This is a genomic window from Bacillus sp. JHAA, assembly GCF_036961585.1.
In the GTDB taxonomy this organism is placed as follows: domain Bacteria; phylum Bacillota; class Bacilli; order Bacillales; family Bacillaceae; genus Bacillus; species Bacillus velezensis.
This window is the reverse complement of sequence record NZ_JBAMDE010000002.1, coordinates 361,829-379,943: the sequence shown is the minus strand read 5'-3', so window position 1 is coordinate 379,943 and position 18,115 is coordinate 361,829. Positions and strand designations below refer to the sequence as shown.

At 48.4% G+C, this 18,115-nt stretch carries 16 protein-coding genes, 1 other RNA gene and 1 other annotated feature; of the genes, 2 read left to right on the top strand and 15 right to left on the bottom strand.

The window, feature by feature from the left end; genetic code table 11:
* Position 1: 1 nt before the first annotated feature.
* The 4 genes from V7728_RS05910 to cymR form a co-directional block, all read right to left on the bottom strand.
* A complete protein-coding gene (locus V7728_RS05910; protein ID WP_099567283.1) occupies positions 2-622 on the bottom strand; it encodes a tetratricopeptide repeat protein in 621 nt (206 codons plus the stop codon).
* A gap of 87 nt (positions 623-709) precedes the next feature.
* Complete coding sequence (gene mnmA / locus V7728_RS05905) at positions 710-1,825, bottom strand: tRNA 2-thiouridine(34) synthase MnmA (RefSeq protein ID WP_012118077.1); 1,116 nt, start codon at positions 1,823-1,825, stop codon at positions 710-712.
* Between the two features lie 36 nt (positions 1,826-1,861).
* Positions 1,862-3,001 carry a cysteine desulfurase family protein gene (locus V7728_RS05900; RefSeq protein ID WP_099566985.1) on the bottom strand — a complete coding sequence of 380 codons (1,140 nt, stop codon included), beginning with the start codon at positions 2,999-3,001 and terminating at the stop codon, positions 1,862-1,864.
* Between the two features lie 18 nt (positions 3,002-3,019).
* On the bottom strand, positions 3,020-3,436 hold the full coding sequence (gene cymR / locus V7728_RS05895) for a cysteine metabolism transcriptional regulator CymR (protein WP_003152730.1): 417 nt from the start codon (positions 3,434-3,436) through the stop codon (positions 3,020-3,022).
* A gap of 194 nt (positions 3,437-3,630) precedes the next feature.
* Between cymR and V7728_RS05890 the strand changes: the two genes are divergently transcribed.
* Entirely contained in the window at positions 3,631-4,899 is a 1,269-nt protein-coding gene (locus V7728_RS05890; RefSeq protein WP_029326053.1) for a replication-associated recombination protein A, read from the top strand.
* Between the two features lie 116 nt (positions 4,900-5,015).
* On the opposite strand, the gene V7728_RS05885 is transcribed toward V7728_RS05890, so the two are convergent.
* The 5 genes from V7728_RS05885 to V7728_RS05865 form a co-directional block, all read right to left on the bottom strand.
* Complete coding sequence (locus V7728_RS05885) at positions 5,016-5,780, bottom strand: tRNA threonylcarbamoyladenosine dehydratase (RefSeq protein WP_095352922.1); 765 nt, start codon at positions 5,778-5,780, stop codon at positions 5,016-5,018.
* Positions 5,781-5,851: 71 nt separating this feature from the next.
* A non-coding RNA gene (gene ssrS, locus V7728_RS05880) (6S RNA) lies at positions 5,852-6,043 on the bottom strand.
* 62 nt (positions 6,044-6,105) lie between these two features.
* Positions 6,106-7,884 (bottom strand): aspartate--tRNA ligase, encoded by a 1,779-nt coding sequence (aspS, locus tag V7728_RS05875; protein ID WP_099566986.1) that lies wholly within the window; start codon positions 7,882-7,884, stop codon positions 6,106-6,108.
* Between the two features lie 14 nt (positions 7,885-7,898).
* The gene (gene hisS, locus V7728_RS05870) at positions 7,899-9,173 is read right to left on the bottom strand and encodes a histidine--tRNA ligase (protein ID WP_012118082.1); all 1,275 of its coding nucleotides are present in this window, start codon (positions 9,171-9,173) and stop codon (positions 7,899-7,901) included.
* A 63-nt stretch (positions 9,174-9,236) separates the two neighbouring features.
* Positions 9,237-9,469 (bottom strand) — a binding site (T-box leader).
* 60 nt (positions 9,470-9,529) lie between these two features.
* Positions 9,530-9,700: a YrzK family protein gene (locus V7728_RS05865; RefSeq protein WP_020956141.1), complete on the bottom strand. Its 171-nt coding sequence runs from the start codon at positions 9,698-9,700 to the stop codon at positions 9,530-9,532.
* 130 nt (positions 9,701-9,830) lie between these two features.
* Here V7728_RS05865 and V7728_RS05860 point away from each other — a divergent pair, with 130 nt between their 5' ends.
* On the top strand, positions 9,831-11,393 hold the full coding sequence (locus V7728_RS05860) for an SH3 domain-containing protein (protein WP_069006949.1): 1,563 nt from the start codon (positions 9,831-9,833) through the stop codon (positions 11,391-11,393).
* A 26-nt stretch (positions 11,394-11,419) separates the two neighbouring features.
* Here the strand turns inward: V7728_RS05860 and dtd are convergent, their stop codons facing one another.
* From dtd to V7728_RS05830, 6 genes are all read right to left on the bottom strand, one after another.
* Positions 11,420-11,863 carry a D-aminoacyl-tRNA deacylase gene (gene dtd / locus V7728_RS05855; RefSeq protein ID WP_007408194.1) on the bottom strand — a complete coding sequence of 148 codons (444 nt, stop codon included), beginning with the start codon at positions 11,861-11,863 and terminating at the stop codon, positions 11,420-11,422.
* A gap of 12 nt (positions 11,864-11,875) precedes the next feature.
* A complete protein-coding gene (gene relA, locus V7728_RS05850) occupies positions 11,876-14,080 on the bottom strand; it encodes a GTP diphosphokinase (protein WP_099566987.1) in 2,205 nt (734 codons plus the stop codon).
* 157 nt (positions 14,081-14,237) lie between these two features.
* Positions 14,238-14,750, bottom strand: a complete 513-nt coding sequence (locus tag V7728_RS05845) for an adenine phosphoribosyltransferase (protein WP_003152714.1) — start codon at positions 14,748-14,750, stop codon at positions 14,238-14,240.
* 5 nt (positions 14,751-14,755) lie between these two features.
* Complete coding sequence (gene recJ / locus V7728_RS05840; RefSeq protein ID WP_033574174.1) at positions 14,756-17,116, bottom strand: single-stranded-DNA-specific exonuclease RecJ; 2,361 nt, start codon at positions 17,114-17,116, stop codon at positions 14,756-14,758.
* Between the two features lie 55 nt (positions 17,117-17,171).
* Positions 17,172-17,498: a LapA family protein gene (locus V7728_RS05835; protein WP_099566988.1), complete on the bottom strand. Its 327-nt coding sequence runs from the start codon at positions 17,496-17,498 to the stop codon at positions 17,172-17,174.
* A gap of 63 nt (positions 17,499-17,561) precedes the next feature.
* A complete protein-coding gene (locus V7728_RS05830) occupies positions 17,562-18,059 on the bottom strand; it encodes a cation:proton antiporter regulatory subunit (protein ID WP_012118088.1) in 498 nt (165 codons plus the stop codon).
* Between the last annotated feature and the right edge of the window lie 56 nt (positions 18,060-18,115).

The following is an 18,115-nucleotide window of genomic DNA, read 5'->3' as shown; positions in this document are numbered from 1 at the left end:
GTTATGACTGGGTGATAAGCTGTTTCGCATGAAGCGCAAGCATATGATCAGGCTGTATGCCGATTGCGCCTTCCAGCATCTCAAGCGCCTTTTCACGATTTTCTTTGTACGCGTAAGCGACCCCGGCATTATAAATTGCGTCCGCGTGGCTTGGGTCCTGCTCGATCACCGTCTCAAACTGCGCCAGAGCTTCATCCAGCATTTCTTCGTTTGCGAGGCACATTCCGAACTGGAAGCGTGCTTCCGTGTCATTTTCGTTTAATTCAACGGCACGCTGCAAATATGGCAGTGCAAGCTTCGGCCGCTCTAATTTAACGAGAACGGTCCCCAGCATATAAAACAAATCTCCGTTTTCCATTCCGGAGCGAAGCGCTTTTTCAAACATATCCTTCGCTTCGGAAAACGATTCTTTCATCACATATACGTTTCCCGCACCGTAATAAGCGGCTGCCGCCGAATTGTCCAATTCGAGCGCTCTGTTATAGAATGCAAGCGCCCGTTCGAGTTCGTTCACAGAAGAAAGCAGATTTGCGAAGTTGATATATGGCACCGGATCTTGCCCGTTTTCCTCAATCGCTTTCGTAAAAGCCTCTGCCGCTTTTTCAAAATCGCCCTCCTGCATGGCGTCAATCCCGATTTTATTATAATCCATTTTTAACTTCCTTTCGCTAAAAAACCCCAACATGCGAGTTGAGGTTTTTTACATGTGTTATACGTACCACAGTTTTGTTCCGTCTTTATAAACGTCATCTATCGTTCCGCCGCCGAGGCACTCTTCTCCGTCATAAAAAACGACGGCTTGTCCCGGCGTAACGGCGCGTACCTGCCCGTCAAAAATGACTTCCGCTTCATCATCACCCGTCATTTTCACCGTTACTTTGTGATCTTCCTGACGGTAGCGGAATTTCGCCGTGCATGTCATTTCGCCGCCGTCCATCAGACCGGGACGCGTCCAGCTGACATTTGTCGCCGTGATCTTATCAGAATACAGAAGCGGATTATGGAATCCTTGATCAACATACAGAATGTTTTTTTCAAGATCTTTACCGACGGCGAACCACGGCTCGCCGCTTCCGCCGATTCCAAGACCGTGGCGCTGTCCGATAGTATAATACATCAGACCGTCATGACGCCCTTTTACTTCTCCGTCCATTGTCATCATATCGCCCGGCTGAGCGGGGAGATATTGGCTGAGAAACGTTTTGAAGTTGCGTTCGCCGATAAAGCAGATTCCCGTGCTGTCTTTTTTCGCAGCTGTTGCAAGTTCCGCTTCTTTGGCGATTTCCCGCACGCGGCTTTTTTGCAGATCACCGATCGGGAACATGACTTTGCTGAGCTGTTCCTGATTGAGCTGATTCAGAAAATAAGTCTGGTCCTTGTTTTCATCCAGACCGCGGAGCATGCGCACTGTACCTGCGCTTCTGTCCACGCGGGCGTAATGGCCCGTCGCAAGATAATCCGCGCCGAGTGACAGAGCATGATCCAAGAAAGCCTTAAACTTAATTTCTTTATTGCACATGACATCCGGATTGGGGGTTCTTCCGGCTTTATATTCATCAAGGAAATATTGAAATACCTTTTCCCAATATTGCTTCTCAAAATTGACGGCATAATACGGAATTCCGATCTGGTTGCAGACCCGGATGACGTCTTCATAATCTTCCGTCGCCGTGCAAAAACCGTTTTCGTCCGTATCATCCCAGTTTTTCATAAAGATTCCGATTACATCGTAGCCCTGCTCCTTCAGCAGAAGGGCCGCCACGGAAGAGTCCACACCGCCGGACATGCCGACTACGACTCTTGTATCCTCCGGCCGTTTTTCCATTTGCATTCACTCCATTAAAAACGTAAGTCCGCCGTTTTAAGCAAGCCGTTTAACGACGGCGGCAAGCTTTTCGGCGGCTGTTTCGATTTGTTCCGGCGTATTGCCGAGGCCGAAGCTGAGACGGATTGACGAAGTCAGCCTGCCGCTCTCACTTCCGAACATGGCCGTAAGCACATGGGACGGAAGAACGGATCCTGCCGTACAAGCAGATCCGCTGGAGACGGCAACGCCTTCCATGTCAAGATTGACCAGCAGCGCTTCCACCGGCACACCGGGAAAGTAAAGGTTTAAAATATGAGGCAGGCATTTCTCGGCATCTCCGTTCACCTCCGCTGTGACGCCGGATTTTTCCAGCGTGCTCATGATAATGTTCTTAAACTCCTTATACTTCGCTGTTTTCTCTTCCCTCTCACGGTTTGAAAGGACGACCGCTTCTTTTAAGCCGGCGATGCCCGGTACATTTTCCGTCCCCGCGCGGCGCTTTCGTTCCTGCTCTCCCCCGAGAAGAATCGGTGACAGCTTCACCTCTTGATTTACATATAAAAAGCCTGTCCCTTTAGGCCCGTTAAGCTTGTGACCGGAAACAGACAGCATGTCAATTCTGCTTTTTTTCACGTCAATCGGCATATAACCGAATGCCTGGACGGCATCTGTGTGAAAATAGGCCTGATGCCCGCTTAACAGCTCTCCGATTTCGTCAATCGGCTGAATGGTACCGACTTCGTTATTGCCATACATGACGGTAACAAGGATTGTATCATCACGGAGCGCTTCTTTCACCTGATTTGCACTGATCCGTCCTGAAGGGCCGGGGATGAGGTATGTCACCTCAAAGCCGTCTTCTTCCAGCTTTTCGCAGGCGTGCAATACAGCATGATGCTCAATAGCGGTCGTAATGATATGCTTACCTTCATTCTTCCGGGCGGCAGCCGTTCCGAAAATCGCTAAATTATCAGCCTCCGTGCCGCCGCTTGTGAAAATAATTTCCTGTTCTTTCGCACTGATTTCGCGCGCGATGTCCGCTCTCGCTTCATCGACCCATTTCCGGGATTCTCTCCCGAATGAATGAATGCTTGACGGGTTGCCGAAACTGCCGAAGAAATGGGGCTTCATCTCTTCGAGCACACGCTCATCCATCGGGGAAGTCGCGGCATGATCTAAATAAATCCGTTCCATTGTCTGTACACCTCTGGTTTAAATATAGAACATATAAGCTTCCTGCTCGCCGTCCGTGTAGCTCGCAAGGTCTTCTAACGTCGTGCTGTCCAGCACGTCTTTTACAGCGTCGCGGATGCGGATCCATAACTCCCGCTTGGCAGGCTCTTCATCCTCAAGCACTTCTACCGGGCTGATCGGCCCTTCCAGCACTCTGATAATATCTCCGGCCGTTATCTCTTCAGGCTGGCCCCCGAGCACGTAACCCCCGTAAGCGCCTCTGATGCTTTTTACGAGTCCGGCGTTTCTGAGCGGTGATACAAGCTGTTCCAAGTAATGCTCAGAAAGGCTGTTTGTTTGGGCGATGCTTTTGAGCGACGTCGGACCGTCTCCGTGCTTTTTCGCCAATTCAATCATAATGGTGAGCCCGTATCTTCCCTTTGTCGATATTTTCAATATGAACACCCCAGTCAATTCTAATTGTTAATTTATACAAGTAAATGGATATGAATAATCTGTTTAGTATCTTATAGACCAACTGTTATTATAACATAACTTATCCTAATTTTCATTGAAACACGGGGCCCGCCGCAATTCGCTTTTCTAATCGTCCGTTTTCCGTTACCCTGTATATGTAAGGAGAGATGTTCATGAAACCACTGGCGTATCGGATGCGGCCTGCCAATATTGAAGACATTATCGGCCAGGAACATTTGGTCAAAGAAGATAAAATCATCGGCAGAATGGTGCGTGCAAAGCACTTATCATCCATGATCCTGTACGGACCGCCGGGCATCGGAAAAACATCCATCGCCACAGCGATCGCAGGATCGACAAGCATCGCATTCAGGAAATTGAATGCCGTCATTCATAATAAAAAAGACATGGAGATTGTCGTACAGGAAGCGAAAATGTCAGGCCAGGTCATTTTAATCCTTGACGAAGTGCACAGGCTTGATAAGGGAAAGCAGGATTTTCTGCTGCCCTATTTAGAAAACGGCATGATTATTTTAATCGGCGCAACGACCGCCAACCCTTATCATGCCATTAACCCGGCCATCAGAAGCCGGACCCAGATATTTGAGCTTGAACCGTTAACACCCGATCTGATCAAGCAGGCATTGAAAAGAGCGCTCACAGATGAACACCGGGGACTCGGTTCTTACAGCGTTTCGGTGGACGACGACGCGATGGATCATTTCGCACAAGGGTGCGGAGGAGACGTCCGCTCCGCTTTGAACGCACTGGAGCTTGCCGTGCTCTCCACAAAGGAATCAAGCGACGGCACGGTCCGGATTACACGGGAGACGGCGGAAGAATGTCTGCAGAAAAAAAGCTATACTCATGATAAAAACGGCGATGCGCATTATGACGTCTTATCCGCCTTCCAAAAATCGATCCGAGGCTCGGACGCAAACGCCGCCCTTCATTATCTGGCCCGTCTGATCGAAGCCGGCGACCTTGAAAGCATATCAAGAAGGCTTCTCGTGATCGCCTATGAAGATATCGGCCTCGCAAGCCCGCAGGCAGGCCCCCGGGTGCTGAGCGCGATTCAGACCGCAGAACGGATCGGCTTTCCGGAAGCGAGAATTCCGCTGGCCAATGCGGTAATCGAATTATGCCTCTCGCCAAAATCAAACTCCGCCATCTCAGCCGTTGATGAGGCGCTCAAAGACATCAGGACGGGTAAAATCGGCGATGTGCCGAAACATTTAAAAGACGCCCACTATAAAGGGGCCCAAGAGCTCGGACGCGGGATCGGCTATCAATATCCTCACGATTTCGAGAACGGATGGGTCGAACAGCAATATTTGCCTGATCCGTTAAAAAACAAGCAATACTATAAACCGAAACAAACGGGGAAATTTGAAGCCGCCATAAAGCAAGTGTATGAAAAACTGATGAAGCAGAAAAAATAACCGGACAAGGACACCCTATGTGTTCTTGTCTTTTTTGATACCGGCCAAGATCTTTCGTGTAAACGGAGGATTCAAATAAAAAAAACAGCCTTTCCTGAAGAAGGCTGTTTTTCTTTTTATTTATCTTTAACCCGTTTAATGTCGATGTCCTTTAAGAGCTCCATGACAACATGTCCGCCCATAATCAGACCGGCCACTGACGGAACCCAGGCGTTGGAAGACGGCGGCATTTGCGCTTTGCGGATTTTCGCTTCATCATTCCCGACTTCTTTTCTGACGTCTTCACGGATGACGATCGGGCTTTCATCAGAAAAAATGACCTGTACGCCTTTTTTAATGCCCTCTTTACGAAGCCTTGTGCGGACGACTTTGGCAATCGGATCGGTATGGGTTTTTGAAATATCAGCAATCTGAAAGCGTGTCGGGTCTGTTTTATTCGCCGCTCCCATGCTTGAAATCAGCGGAACATTCCGTTTCAGACATTCTTTCATCAGATGAATTTTATAATGAATCGTATCCGACGCGTCAATGACGTAATCGAGCGGATGCTCAAAGAACTGCTCATACGTCTCTTCCGTATAAAACATTTTTAAGGCGACGACATCGCAATCCGAATTAATATCCGCGATCCGCTCTTTCATCAAGTCTGTTTTCGGCTGTCCCACCGTCGACAAGAGCGCATGCAGCTGGCGGTTTACGTTTGTAATGTCAACATCATCTTTATCGACAAGCACGATCCGCCCCACTCCGGACCTCGCCAATGCTTCGGCTGCGAATGAACCGACTCCGCCGACGCCGAGAACGGCCACCGTGCTGTTTTTTAACGTGTCCAGCCCTTCTTTTCCAATCGCTAGCTCATTTCTGGAAAACTGATGTAACAAGAACCTCACTCCACATTCTGGTTTTATAAACTCGGCTTGTCAAAAAGCCGCTGGTTTTAGCGCACAAAAAATAAAGTCCCAATTGTGCCGTTGCAGCTTTCCTTCGTTTTGAACCCGCTCTCAGCAGGTGGGTGCCCTTTTTTAAATCTTGTAAGTCCTCTTAACGAATGAAAAGAGGCATGTACGCCATTTAAAAATACGGGCTCCCAAATCAAAAAAATGTTCGGTCAAAACTAGGTGTACAACTAACACATCAGGACTTTATTTAACTTGTCAAAATCATATCACAGCAGATTTTGATTTTCAAGAAACAAACTGCTGATCTTTACTGTTTCACTTTTCTTTTGACAGAAAGGTGAAGTTCTTCAAGCTGGGCGTCGCTCACTTCGCCGGGCGCTTCCGTAAGAAGGCAGCTTGCGCTTGCCGTTTTCGGGAAAGCGATCGTATCTCTTAAGTTTGTGCGGCCTGCAAGAAGCATAACCAAACGGTCTAAGCCGAGCGCGATTCCGCCGTGCGGAGGTGCGCCGTATTCAAAGGCTTCGAGAAGGTATCCGAACTCCTCCTCCGCTTCTTCTTTTGTAAAGCCGAGAAGCCCGAACATTTTTTCCTGAACGTCTTTTTCAAAAATACGGATTGAGCCTCCGCCGAGTTCATAGCCGTTTAAGACGAGGTCGTAAGCCTGCGCTTTCATATCTTCAGGCGCCGTTTCAATCAGGTCAAGATCTTCACGGACAGGCATTGTAAACGGGTGGTGAGCCGCATAGAAACGGCCTTCTTCCTCGTCATGCTCCAGTAACGGCCAGTCCACAACCCACAGGAAGTTGAAGAGGCTTTCGTCAATCAGGCCGCGTTCTTTGCCGAGCTTTAAGCGAAGCGCGCCGAGGGATTGAGCCACAACCTCAAACTTATCAGCCCCGAACAGGAGCAGATCGCCTTCAGAAGCATCAAGCGCTTCAGCCAGTTTTGCCTGCCTCTCTTCATCAAAGAATTTCGCAATCGGGCCTTTTACGCCGTCAGCTTCAACTTTCACCCAAGCGAGACCTTTCGCGCCGTAATTTCCGGCAAAAACGCCGAGCGCATCGATATCTTTTCTGGAATAGTCGCCGGCAGCGCCTTTGACATTGATCGCTTTTACAACGCCGCCGTTTGCCACGGCTGATGAGAACACCTTAAATTCAGTATCTTTCACTATGTCTGACACGTCCGTCAGCAGCATGCCGAAGCGGGTGTCAGGCTTGTCGGAACCGTAGCTGTTCATCGCTTCTTCATATGTCATTCGCGGAAGCGGAAGCGGTACTTCAACACCTTTTGTTTCAAGCATGACTTTCGCCATCATCTCTTCCGCCAGAGCCATGATGTCCTCTTGACTCATAAAGGACATTTCAATATCAATCTGCGTAAATTCCGGCTGGCGGTCGGCACGCAAGTCTTCATCGCGGAAGCAGCGGGCCACTTGATAATACCGTTCAAAGCCCGACACCATCAGAAGCTGTTTGAAAATCTGCGGCGATTGCGGAAGGGCGTAAAATTCTCCTTCATGCACCCGGCTCGGCACTAAGTAATCACGGGCGCCTTCGGGAGAGCTTTTTGTTAAAATCGGTGTTTCAATATCAAGAAATCCGTTTTCATCCAAGAAATGGCGGATGGATTTTGTGACTTGGTGGCGCATTTGCAATGTTTGAAACATCGCCGGGCGGCGCAAATCCAAATAGCGGTGTTTTAACCGGACGTCTTCAGAAACCTCAGCCGCCTGGTCACTGATCGGAAACGGAGGCGTTTTCGCCGTACTGAGCACCGTCACCGCTTCAGCTTTGATTTCAATTTTACCGGTTTTCAGGTTGGGATTCACCGTGCCTTCTTCACGGGCAGAAACCGTGCCTTCGATATCAAGCACATATTCGTTTCTGATTGCTTCCGCTGCGGCAAGGGCTTCCTTCGATACGTCAGGGTTGAACACGACTTGCACAATACCCGAGCGGTCGCGCAAATCAATGAAAATCAAGCCGCCGAGATCGCGCCGCTTCTGCACCCACCCTTTCAGTTTGACGGTTTCGCCAATCGCTTTTTCAGTTATCTCGCCACAATAATATGTTCTTCCAAACATAGCGTTCCTCTCCTTCACTGCTTTTGATCTGCCTTTAACACTTGTATCAGCTCGTCTAACACCACTTCACGCTGCTCTCCTGTTTCCGCATCTTTTACATTGATTTTATTTTGGGCAAGCTCATCTTCCCCTAAAATCGCAATAAAACGTGCGCCGAGACGGTCAGCTGTTTTAAATTGGCCCTTCATCTTTTTATTTTCATAATCGATTTCACTTGAGATGCCCGCTTCTCTCAGTTTGTACACGAGGGAAACGGAATAATCCTTCGCTTTTTCTCCGAGCGTCACGATGTAGCAGTCAATCCCCTGATTGACGGGAAGCTCTGTTTTCTCAGCGTCAATGGCTGCCAGCAGACGTTCGATGCTCATCGCAAATCCGATACCCGGCGCCTCAGGTCCGCCGATCTGTTCAACAAGCCCGTCATAGCGGCCCCCGCCGGCAAGGGTTGTAATCGCTCCGAACCCTTCGGCATTGCTCATAATTTCAAAAGCGGTATGGTTATAATAATCAAGCCCTCTGACAAGGTTCGGATCTATTTCGAACGGGATGCCGAGATCGTTTAAGTATTGTTTTACTTTCTCAAAATAAGCGGCTGATTCTTCATTTAAGTAATCAAGAATGGACGGAGCCGTTTTCATCAGTTCATGCTCTCTGTCTTTCTTGCAGTCAAGAATTCTGAGCGGGTTTGTGTGCAGGCGCGACTGGCAGTCTGAGCAAAACTCTCCGATGCGCGGTTCAAAATGTTTGACGAGCGCTTCCCGGTAGGATTTGCGGCTGTCCTGGTCACCAAGGCTGTTCAGCACAAGCTTGACATGTTTCAAACCGGCTTTACGGTAAATACTCATCGCAAGCGCAATGACTTCTGCATCCACGGCCGGATCTTTGGAGCCGATCGCTTCAATTCCGAATTGATAGAATTGGCGGAAACGCCCTGTCTGCGGACGTTCGTAACGGAACATCGGTCCGACATAATAAAGCTTCGTCGGCTGCACCGGGTTCGCAAATAATTTATTTTCATTGAACGCGCGGACTGCGGCGGCTGTTCCTTCCGGCCGAAGCGTCAGGCTTCTCCCTTTACGGTCTTCAAACGTGTACATTTCTTTCTGCACGATATCTGTAGACTCACCGACGCCTCTTGCGAACAATTCCGTATGTTCGAAGATCGGCGTGCGGATTTCTTTATATTGATAAGTGCGGCACGTCTCCCTCATAATTTGTTCGACGAACTGCCATCTGTCTGATTCACCCGGCAGTATGTCCTGTGTGCCTCTTGGAATGTGATATGCCATGTTACAGGCCTCCTTAATGTCTTTCTTCAAATAAAAAAACTCCCGCTCCTACTATACATGTATAGTAGGGACGAGAGTTATACCCGTGGTGCCACCCTAGTTGGAATGCCGAAGCATCCCCGCTCTGACCTTTAACGCAGGTTCACGTCCGCTGCCTAATGACTTACAAAAGCGTTCAGCAGGGAACCTCCGGAGTGTTGTTTCGAGAAAGATGCAGTGCGGATCCGCTTTCAGCCCGGGACGGTTCCTCTCTTCTCCATGCATTCTGACCTACTCTTCTCCATTATCGGTTCAAAATCGTTATCATGACTTATGTACATCAATTTCTATTATAATAATGGGATTGCACTCCCCTGTCAAGTTTTATTCCGTCTGTTTTTCCTTGCGACCGCATCTTTCGATAAAAGACCGAACTCCGTCGCCGTCTCTTCAAGAAAACCCGCCTTTTCTCTATCGCTCTGATCACTGAAGTGCAGATTTCCTTCCGCATCGTGCAGCGCGCGTCCCATTTTTGGTTGATATTTCATGATTTGCACACCTTTTCGCTGTATTTATGACTAGTATAAACAAACCATTTTATTTTTATTTAACATTCAGCAAGGAAAATACGATATTATACAAGAATGTATTTTAGTTAGTTCAGAAAGGAGGACAGCCATGAAGAAGAGAACTCTTGCTCTTATTTTATGCGGCGTCATCATCACAGCGCTTCTTCCGTCATTCCACACCGCAATCGCCGCAGAGGGAGAAGCGGTCATCGCGACAGACAAGATCAATGTCAGAGGCGGTCCCGGCCTGAGCTATGGAATTAAGGCTGAAGTAAAAAAAGGGGAAAGATACCCGATCGCTAAAGAAGAGGGAGACTGGGTGCAGCTTCAGCTGAGCCCCGGTAAAACCGGATGGGTCGTTTCCTGGCTGATATCAAAAACAACCGGAGGAGCAGACCATTCATCCGCAACAAGCGGAACGGTCACTTCCACCGATCCTGACCTCCGCATCAGAAAAGGCCCGGGGACATCATATGAAGTCATCGGCAAACTTCCGCAAGGCGCACATGCATCCGTGCTTGACAAGAACAGCGGATGGGTGAACATTTCTTATCAAGGCACAACCGGATGGGTTTCTTCCGAATACGTCACCGCGGACAGCGGCGGATCGGATACGAAAGCAACTTCGGCCCGAAGCGGGTCAAAAAACGGGACTGTCGGCGTTTCTTCATTGAATGTCAGAAGTGCAGCGTCACATGATTCAGCGATTATGACTAAATTATCACGCGGAACAAAGGTTTCCATCTTAAGTGAAGACCACGGCTGGCTGAAAATTGAAGCAAACGGGCAAAAAGGCTGGGCAGCAAGCCACTACATCATAAAGGATTCTGACTCATCGGACAGCGCATCCGGCTCGGGAGACGGTTCTGCGGGCTCAGGCTCCTCGAAAAAAGCGTATATTGTTTACGGCGGCACCAACTTAAGGAGCTCGGCCTCAACTTCCGCTTCTATCGTAAAAAGAGCAGATAAAGGCGCAGCCTACCCGATTGTCGGCTCAAGCGGCAAATGGTATGAAGTCCGGCTTGAAAACGGACAAACCGCATATGTGGCAAACTGGGTCGTACAAACGTCAAAAAGCGGTGAGGAAACAGGTGAAGCACCTTCTCCCGACACGTCAGGCGGCAGCGGCTCACTTAAAAACAAAACGATCGTCGTTGATCCCGGACACGGAGGAAAAGACAGCGGAACGATCGGCTACTCCGGAAAGTTTGAGAAAAACGTAACCATTAAAACCGCTAAGCTGCTGGCCCAAAAATTGCGGGCGGCCGGTGCAAACGTGTATATCACCAGACAGGATGATACTTTTATCAGCCTGCAGGCTAGGGTTTCAACCTCTCATTACCGGAATGCGGATGCCTTTATCAGCATTCACTATGACAGCTATGCCGATACGTCAACACGGGGAAGCACGGCTTATTATTACAGTCCGTCTAAGGATCGCCAGCTTGCCTCAGACGTCCATTCTGAAGTAGTGAAGCGTTCCCCTATCCCGGATCGCGGCGTTCTGTTTGGCGATTATTACGTCCTGAGGGAAAATAAACGGCCTGCCATGCTGTATGAGCTCGGCTATCTCAGTCAACCGCAAGAAGAAACAATCATACATAGCGGCTCTTATCAGGAAAAAGTGACAGACGGAATTGAAAGCGGATTGGAACATTATTTTCAATCATAAAAAAAAGCTGCCGAACGGCAGCTTTTTTATTGTTTAGAATCCATAATCAATGTAATCGGCCCGGAATTCGTCAGCTGAACATCCATCATGGCTCCGAATATTCCGGTTTCCACTTTGACTCCTTTTTCCCGAAGGAGTTCGTTCCACTTTTCATAAAGGAGCACAGCCTGATCCGGTTTAGCCGCATTCATAAAATTCGGGCGTCTCCCTTTCTTCGTTTCGCCGTAAAGCGTAAACTGTGAAACGGATAAAATCTCCCCGCCCGTATCCAAAAGCGATAAATTCATCTTGCCGCTTTCATCATCAAAAATCCGAAGATTCACGATTTTATCCGCCAAGTAAGCGGCATCTTCTTCTGTATCTTCATGAGTGATGCCGACAAGCGCCATAATACCGGGTCCGATCCGGCCGGCAACAGCGCCGTCAACCGTCACACTCGCTTCTGTTACACGCTGAACAACTAATTTCATAGCAAGCTCCTTTTAGTTCATTACCCGGCGGACTGAATAGATGTCTCTGATCTGCTTAATCCGCTCGACCACTTTATGCAGATGATTGATGTTTTGAATAAAAATCGCCATATGAATCGTAGCGACTTTATTGCGGTCGGATTTGCCGGAGACAGAGGAGATGTTGGTTTTCGTTTCATTTACGGCTTGGAGCACCTCATTTAAAAGCCCGAGACGGTCATACCCCAAAATCTCAATCTCAACGTTATATTCTTTGCGTCTTTGAACCTGTGATTCATGCTCCCATTCAACGGGGATCAGACGTTCCTGCGCTTCATTCGTTTTGACGTTCGGACAGTCATCCCGGTGAACGGATACACCGCGCCCTTTTGTAATAAAACCGACGATATGGTCGCCCGGCACCGGGTTGCAGCATTTCGACAAGCGGACGAGAAGGTTGTCAATGCCTTTTACGCGCACACCCGCTTCCCGTTTTCTCCCTTGCGGATAATGTTTCGGCTCGGAAGTGACTTCCTGAACGATTTTTTCCTGCTCTTCCTGGTCACGCAGCTTCCGTTCTTTTTCGGTGAGCCTGTTGGCCACCTGAAGAGCGGTAATGCCGTTATACCCGACCGCCGCGTACATATCCTCTTCATTTGAGAAATTGAACTTGTCGGCAACTTTTTGAAGATTTTCGAGTGTTAAAACATCTTTCACTTCAAAATCAAGATTTTTAATTTCTTTCTCGACAAGCTCACGGCCTTTTTCGACGTTTTCTTCACGGCGCTGTTTCTTAAAGAATTGGCGGATTTTGTGTTTCGCCTGGGACGTCTGCGCCAGTTTGACCCAGTCTTGACTCGGACCGTATGAATGCTTGGACGTCAGAATCTCGACGATGTCGCCCGTCCGGAGCTTATGGTCAAGCGTCACCATTTTTCCGTTCACTTTCGCCCCGATTGTTTTGTTGCCGATCTCCGAGTGGATCCTGTAGGAAAAATCAATCGGCACAGAGCCTGACGGCAGTTCAATGACATCGCCTTTTGGCGTAAATACGTATACCATGTCAGAAAACAGATCGATTTTCAGCGATTCCATAAATTCTTCCGCATCGGTAGACTCGTTTTGGAATTCCAGAATTTCACGGAACCAGGACAGTTTTTTCTCAAATGTCGCTTCTTCGTTTGCAGCCTTGCCTTCTTTATATGCCCAGTGTGCGGCCACCCCGTATTCAGCGATCTCATGCATCTCAAATGTTCTGATCTGCACTTCCAGCGGATCGCCTCTAGGCCCGATTACGGTCGTATGCAGGGACTGATACATATTCGGCTTAGGCATTGCAATATAATCTTTGAATCTGCCCGGCATCGGCTTCCAGCACGTGTGAATAATGCCGAGTACGGCGTAGCAGTCTTTAATGCTTCCGACAAGAATACGGACGGCGAGCAGATCATATATTTCATTGAACTGTTTATTTTGCAGCGCCATCTTGCGGTAAATGCTGTAGATGTGCTTCGGACGTCCTGAAAAGTCCGCTTTGATATTCACTTCTTCGACGCGTTTTTTCACTTCATTGACAACCTCTTCGACATAAAGTTCGCGTTCCGCGCGCTTTTTCTTCATGAGGTTGACGATTCTGTAATATTGCTGAGGATTCAAATAACGGAGAGCGGTGTCTTCCAGCTCCCATTTGATTTTAGAAATCCCGAGCCGATGGGCCAGCGGAGCGAAAATTTCCAGCGTCTCATTTGAAATTCTCCGCTGCTTTTCCTGCGGAAGATGCTTTAACGTCCGCATATTGTGAAGGCGATCCGCCAGCTTGATCAATATGACTCTGATATCCTGAGCCATAGCGACAAACATTTTTCGATGGTTTTCCGCCTGCTGCTCCTCTTGAGATTTATACTTAATTTTACCGAGCTTCGTCACGCCGTCGACAAGCATCGCCACTTCTTCAGAAAATGCTTCCTTCAGGTCGTCGAGGGTGACATCCGTGTCCTCTACCACGTCATGCAGAAATCCGCCCGCAATTGTGGAAGGGTCCATTTCCAGATCGACGAGGATCCCCGCCACCTGAATCGGATGAATGATGTACGGCTCACCTGATTTGCGGTACTGTTCGCGATGCGCGTTTTGCGCATACAGGTAAGCTTTCTCAACAAACGCAATCTGCTCCTCCGGCAGATAAGTGCGCGCTTTATCTATTACTTGCTCGGCAGTCAATACTTGTTCGTTCGCCATGGAATCACCTTTTTTAAATGTAAACTGTATTAGTTTATTATCAAGAAAAAAACGAGAGATGTAAAGGGCAGAAGTTCAAAACACCTAAAGAATCTGTCAGGATGATGAAATAATAGGAAAAAAGCACCCTGACACGAGTGCTTTTTTCCATATGCGGTTAATATTTCATTAATGTTAAAATATCGTAATCGTCAAGCTTGTCTCTGCCGTCAAGGTAAGAAAGCTCGATTAAGAACGCAATACCGGCTACAACGCCGCCCAGTTCTTCGACCAGCTTAATTGTCGCTTCGATCGTGCCGCCTGTTGCAAGCAAGTCATCAGTAATCAGCACGCGCTGTCCCGGCAGAATTGCATCTTTATGAATCGTCAGTACGTCTTTTCCGTACTCCAAACCGTAATCGACTTTAATGACCTCACGCGGAAGTTTTCCTTCTTTCCGAACCGGCGCAAAGCCCACTCCGAGAGCGTATGCAACCGGACAGCCGATAATAAAGCCGCGCGCTTCAGGCCCGACAACTAAATCAATTTCTTTTTCTTTTGCATATTCAACAATTTGGTCAGTGGCGTAACGGTATACGTCGCCTTTGTCCATCAATGTCGTAATATCTTTAAATTGTACGCCTTCTTTCGGGTAATCGGGCACAATTGTTACGTATTTTTTAAGATCCATCTGTTCTATGTCCTCCTCGTACTTTCATAAGCTTCTGAACCTTGGTTCATCAGCTTATTCAGCCATTCCTTCAGCTCATGGGCTGCGGAATAATTGAGCTTCTGGTCTAATTCCATCAGCTGCTGTTTTACCTGATAGGTTTGCGAATCTGCCAGGTCGCGTTTTTTCGCGCCGCTCACGACAGACAGCACACCATCTTCTATTTTAACAAAACCGAGATCAAAAAACACCTTTGTCATGAAATTGATTGTGTCAATTGACCATCCTCTGTGTCTCGCAAGCTCTGAACCATGCTTGCCGAAGTCAAAAGCGCCCCTTTTCAAGAGAAATGCGTAAAACCACTTGAAATCATTCCGCGATGGAAATGAGGACAGGAAATGTTCTTCATGATTGATAAAAACAAAATAAATCCGTTCCGGCTTCTTTCCGTCAAGCAAATGCTGCAGGCGATCCGCTGACGGCGGCACATCCAGAAAAACGGCATATTTTCCGTCAAGCTGGAGAGCTTCCGCCTCGGATTCCGAAGTGATACCGGCCAGCTCGCCCGACAGCTCTTTTGCATGGAGCTTCTGAGCGGTTTTTTCGTTAAAGCTGATGAGCACCCGTTTTTCCTTCGGCAGCGCGGTGACCGTGTCTTCCCACGTCCGCTTGCCCCTGATATCAAAAAGCTGCCATTCCGGCACCGCAGCGTCTTTAATCATCAGCTGGGGCTTCTTTCTGTTGTTCCATTCATTAATAGACATCTCGCCGACAATGGAAATCGTTGATCCGGGGACAACTCCGGCTTCAAGCTCTCCTTTGTTAAAGCCGACGCAGTCAAGGACGGCGGAATCACTTTTTACCGTCATTTTCACGTGGTTTTTATTCGCTCCGATCAGGCGCACATCATCAAGCACCGCATTTTTCACCATCACATGCGGTTTAGGGTTAAGCATGCCGAACGGCGACAGCATATTCAATTCTGTAATGCTTTCAACGGTTATGTCTTCAACGCCGCAGACAAGATCAACCTCCTGAACGGGAATAAAATCCTCTTCCGTAAGGGTTTCTTCAGCCATTTGATTCAGCCTGTCCCTTAATTCCGCCACATCTTCAGCCTTCAACGTCATTCCTGCCGCCATCGGATGCCCGCCGAAATGAGGAAGAATGTCTCTGCACTGTGAAAGGCTCGTAAACAGGTTGAAGCCTCTGATGCTTCGCGCCGACCCTTTAGCGATTCCCTGCTCCTCATCTATCCCAAGCACAACAGCGGGCCGGTAAAAACGTTCAGCCAGCTTCGATGCGACAATACCGACGACTCCCGGGTTCCAGCCGGCTTTTGCCACTACAATGGCAGACGGGTTTCCGCCTTGCTGCTGAACCATTTCAACAGCCTCTTCGGTCATGGTTTTCACCATTTTCTGCCGCTCTTTATTCAGCCGGTCAATATCCGAAGCCAGTTCCTCCGCTTCAAACTGATCTTCGGTCATCAGCAGATGGACGGCGGGATCGGCCTGTTCTATTCTTCCGACGGCATTGAGCCTTGGCGCGACCTGAAATCCGATCGTTTCCTCATCAGCTTGTCCGATATCTCCGCCGGAAAGCTTAATCAGGGCTTTGAGGCCCGGCCGATTTGTCGTCCGAAGCCTTTCGATTCCGAGTGACGCAATTAATCTGTTTTCATCATGAAGAGGCACCAGATCTGCAACCGTACCGATTGCCGCCAAGTCCAGCATAGCTTCCGGCAAAGAACCCGTAAGCGCGTGGGCAAGCTTAAACGCCACACCGACGCCGGCCAATTCTTTAAACGGATAGCCGCAGCCCGGCTGCTTCGGGTGGATGATCGCAAATACGTCAGGAAGCTCGGGTCCCGGCTCATGGTGGTCGGTAATAATGACGTCTAAGCCCAGCTCTTTTGCGACTTCAGCTTCATGGACGGCGGCGATTCCCGTATCCACTGTAATGATCAGCGAAAATCCCCGCTCTTTTATGGAGCGGAAAGCTTGTTCATTCGGGCCGTAGCCTTCTGTGAAACGGTCGGGAATATAAAAGTCAACGTCCGCCGACAGCTGTCTGAGTGCCGTCAGCATCACCGACGTGCTTGTAACGCCGTCTGCATCGTAATCTCCGTAAATCATAATCGGTTCCCCTTGAGAAACCGCCAGTTTTATCCGATCAACTGCTTCCCGCATTCCCTTTAATTCATACGGGTCATAAAAGTCTGCATCCTTTGTATGTAAAAACAGCCTTGCGCTTTCGGCAGTATCAAAACCTCTTTTTACAAGCAGTGATGCCACAAGAGGTGTTATGTCCAATTGTTCTGTGAGTGATTTGACTTTTTCCTGATCCGGCTGCTGGATTTCCCAGCGCATTTTTGACGCTAACATAAATTCACCCCTCAACCACCCTATTATACTAGAGCGGACTGAGGGGTTTCAAATGTTATTCTGATCCTTTTTTCTCTTCAAGCATTTCTTCCGGCGGCGCGGCTGTTTTTTTGCCGTCCGAATCAGCCGTCAATTCAGCCGCAGATCTGTTTTCTTTCCGCAGCATTTTAATTTCGCGCTTCAGCTTCATCACTTGAAAGATACCGGCTGAAAACACGATCAGCGCTCCCATTAACACAGAGCCTAAAATGACTAAAATCAGCGGCCATTCAGCGGTTCCGAACAGATAATCAACCTCAACCGCCCGCACGTTAATGACAGCAAAGATGGCGACAATCAAAGTAAATAGTAAAGCGAATATAATAGTCCATTGTTTATTCATGCGTCTGCCCCCAATTGTTCATTCTTATCTTTTCCCCCATTTTCCCGGGAGTAAACCCCGGTCTCAGGAAATCCGGGCCGTTAACTGCTCGCGGACCAGCTTTTTCAGTCCGCTCCTTTCTCCCGATATGACGAGGGTGTCCCCTTCTTCAATTACGGTATCAATGCCGGGGCTCAGCTGTTTTTGCCGGTTTTTCTTTACGATCGCAATAATCTGGACGTTGTAATGTTTCTTGATCTCCAAATCTCCGATTGTACGGCTGACAGCCGGTGCATGAGATTCGGCTTTAAACCACTCAATGACGAGGTCATCAAGCGCGACTTCCACAGATTCCAGCGCTTTCGGCTTATACGTCATACCACCTAAAATAGCGGAAATCTGCCTCGCCTCTTCGTCGTTAAATTCAACGGATGCCAAGCATTCGTCATGATCATTCTCATCGAAGTAATAGAGCTCTTTTCTGCCGTCATCATGAAGAATAATACTGATTTTATCGTGATTTTTCGTAATGACTTCTACTTTCTGGCCGATGCCCGGAAGCTCCGACTCACGAACGTTCATAAGAACCCTCCTACATGTTTTTACAATGATGATTGATTATGTAAGCGTATGTCATT

Coding starts and splice junctions, on each gene's coding strand:
- mnmA (WP_012118077.1), bottom strand. CDS start 1,825: ATGGAAAAACGGCCGGAGGATACAAGAGTCGTAGTCGGCATGTCCGGC.
- V7728_RS05900 (WP_099566985.1), bottom strand. CDS start 3,001: ATGGAACGGATTTATTTAGATCATGCCGCGACTTCCCCGATGGATGAG.
- aspS (WP_099566986.1), bottom strand. CDS start 7,884: ATGTTTGGAAGAACATATTATTGTGGCGAGATAACTGAAAAAGCGATT.
- recJ (WP_033574174.1), bottom strand. CDS start 17,116: ATGTTAGCGTCAAAAATGCGCTGGGAAATCCAGCAGCCGGATCAGGAA.
- hisS (WP_012118082.1), bottom strand. CDS start 9,173: ATGGCATATCACATTCCAAGAGGCACACAGGACATACTGCCGGGTGAA.
- V7728_RS05835 (WP_099566988.1), bottom strand. CDS start 17,498: ATGAATAAACAATGGACTATTATATTCGCTTTACTATTTACTTTGATT.
- V7728_RS05890 (WP_029326053.1), top strand. CDS start 3,631: ATGAAACCACTGGCGTATCGGATGCGGCCTGCCAATATTGAAGACATT.
- V7728_RS05830 (WP_012118088.1), bottom strand. CDS start 18,059: ATGAACGTTCGTGAGTCGGAGCTTCCGGGCATCGGCCAGAAAGTAGAA.
- V7728_RS05910 (WP_099567283.1), bottom strand. CDS start 622: ATGCAGGAGGGCGATTTTGAAAAAGCGGCAGAGGCTTTTACGAAAGCG.
- dtd (WP_007408194.1), bottom strand. CDS start 11,863: ATGAAATTAGTTGTTCAGCGTGTAACAGAAGCGAGTGTGACGGTTGAC.
- V7728_RS05860 (WP_069006949.1), top strand. CDS start 9,831: ATGAAGAAGAGAACTCTTGCTCTTATTTTATGCGGCGTCATCATCACA.
- relA (WP_099566987.1), bottom strand. CDS start 14,080: ATGGCGAACGAACAAGTATTGACTGCCGAGCAAGTAATAGATAAAGCG.
- V7728_RS05865 (WP_020956141.1), bottom strand. CDS start 9,700: ATGAAATATCAACCAAAAATGGGACGCGCGCTGCACGATGCGGAAGGA.
- V7728_RS05845 (WP_003152714.1), bottom strand. CDS start 14,750: ATGGATCTTAAAAAATACGTAACAATTGTGCCCGATTACCCGAAAGAA.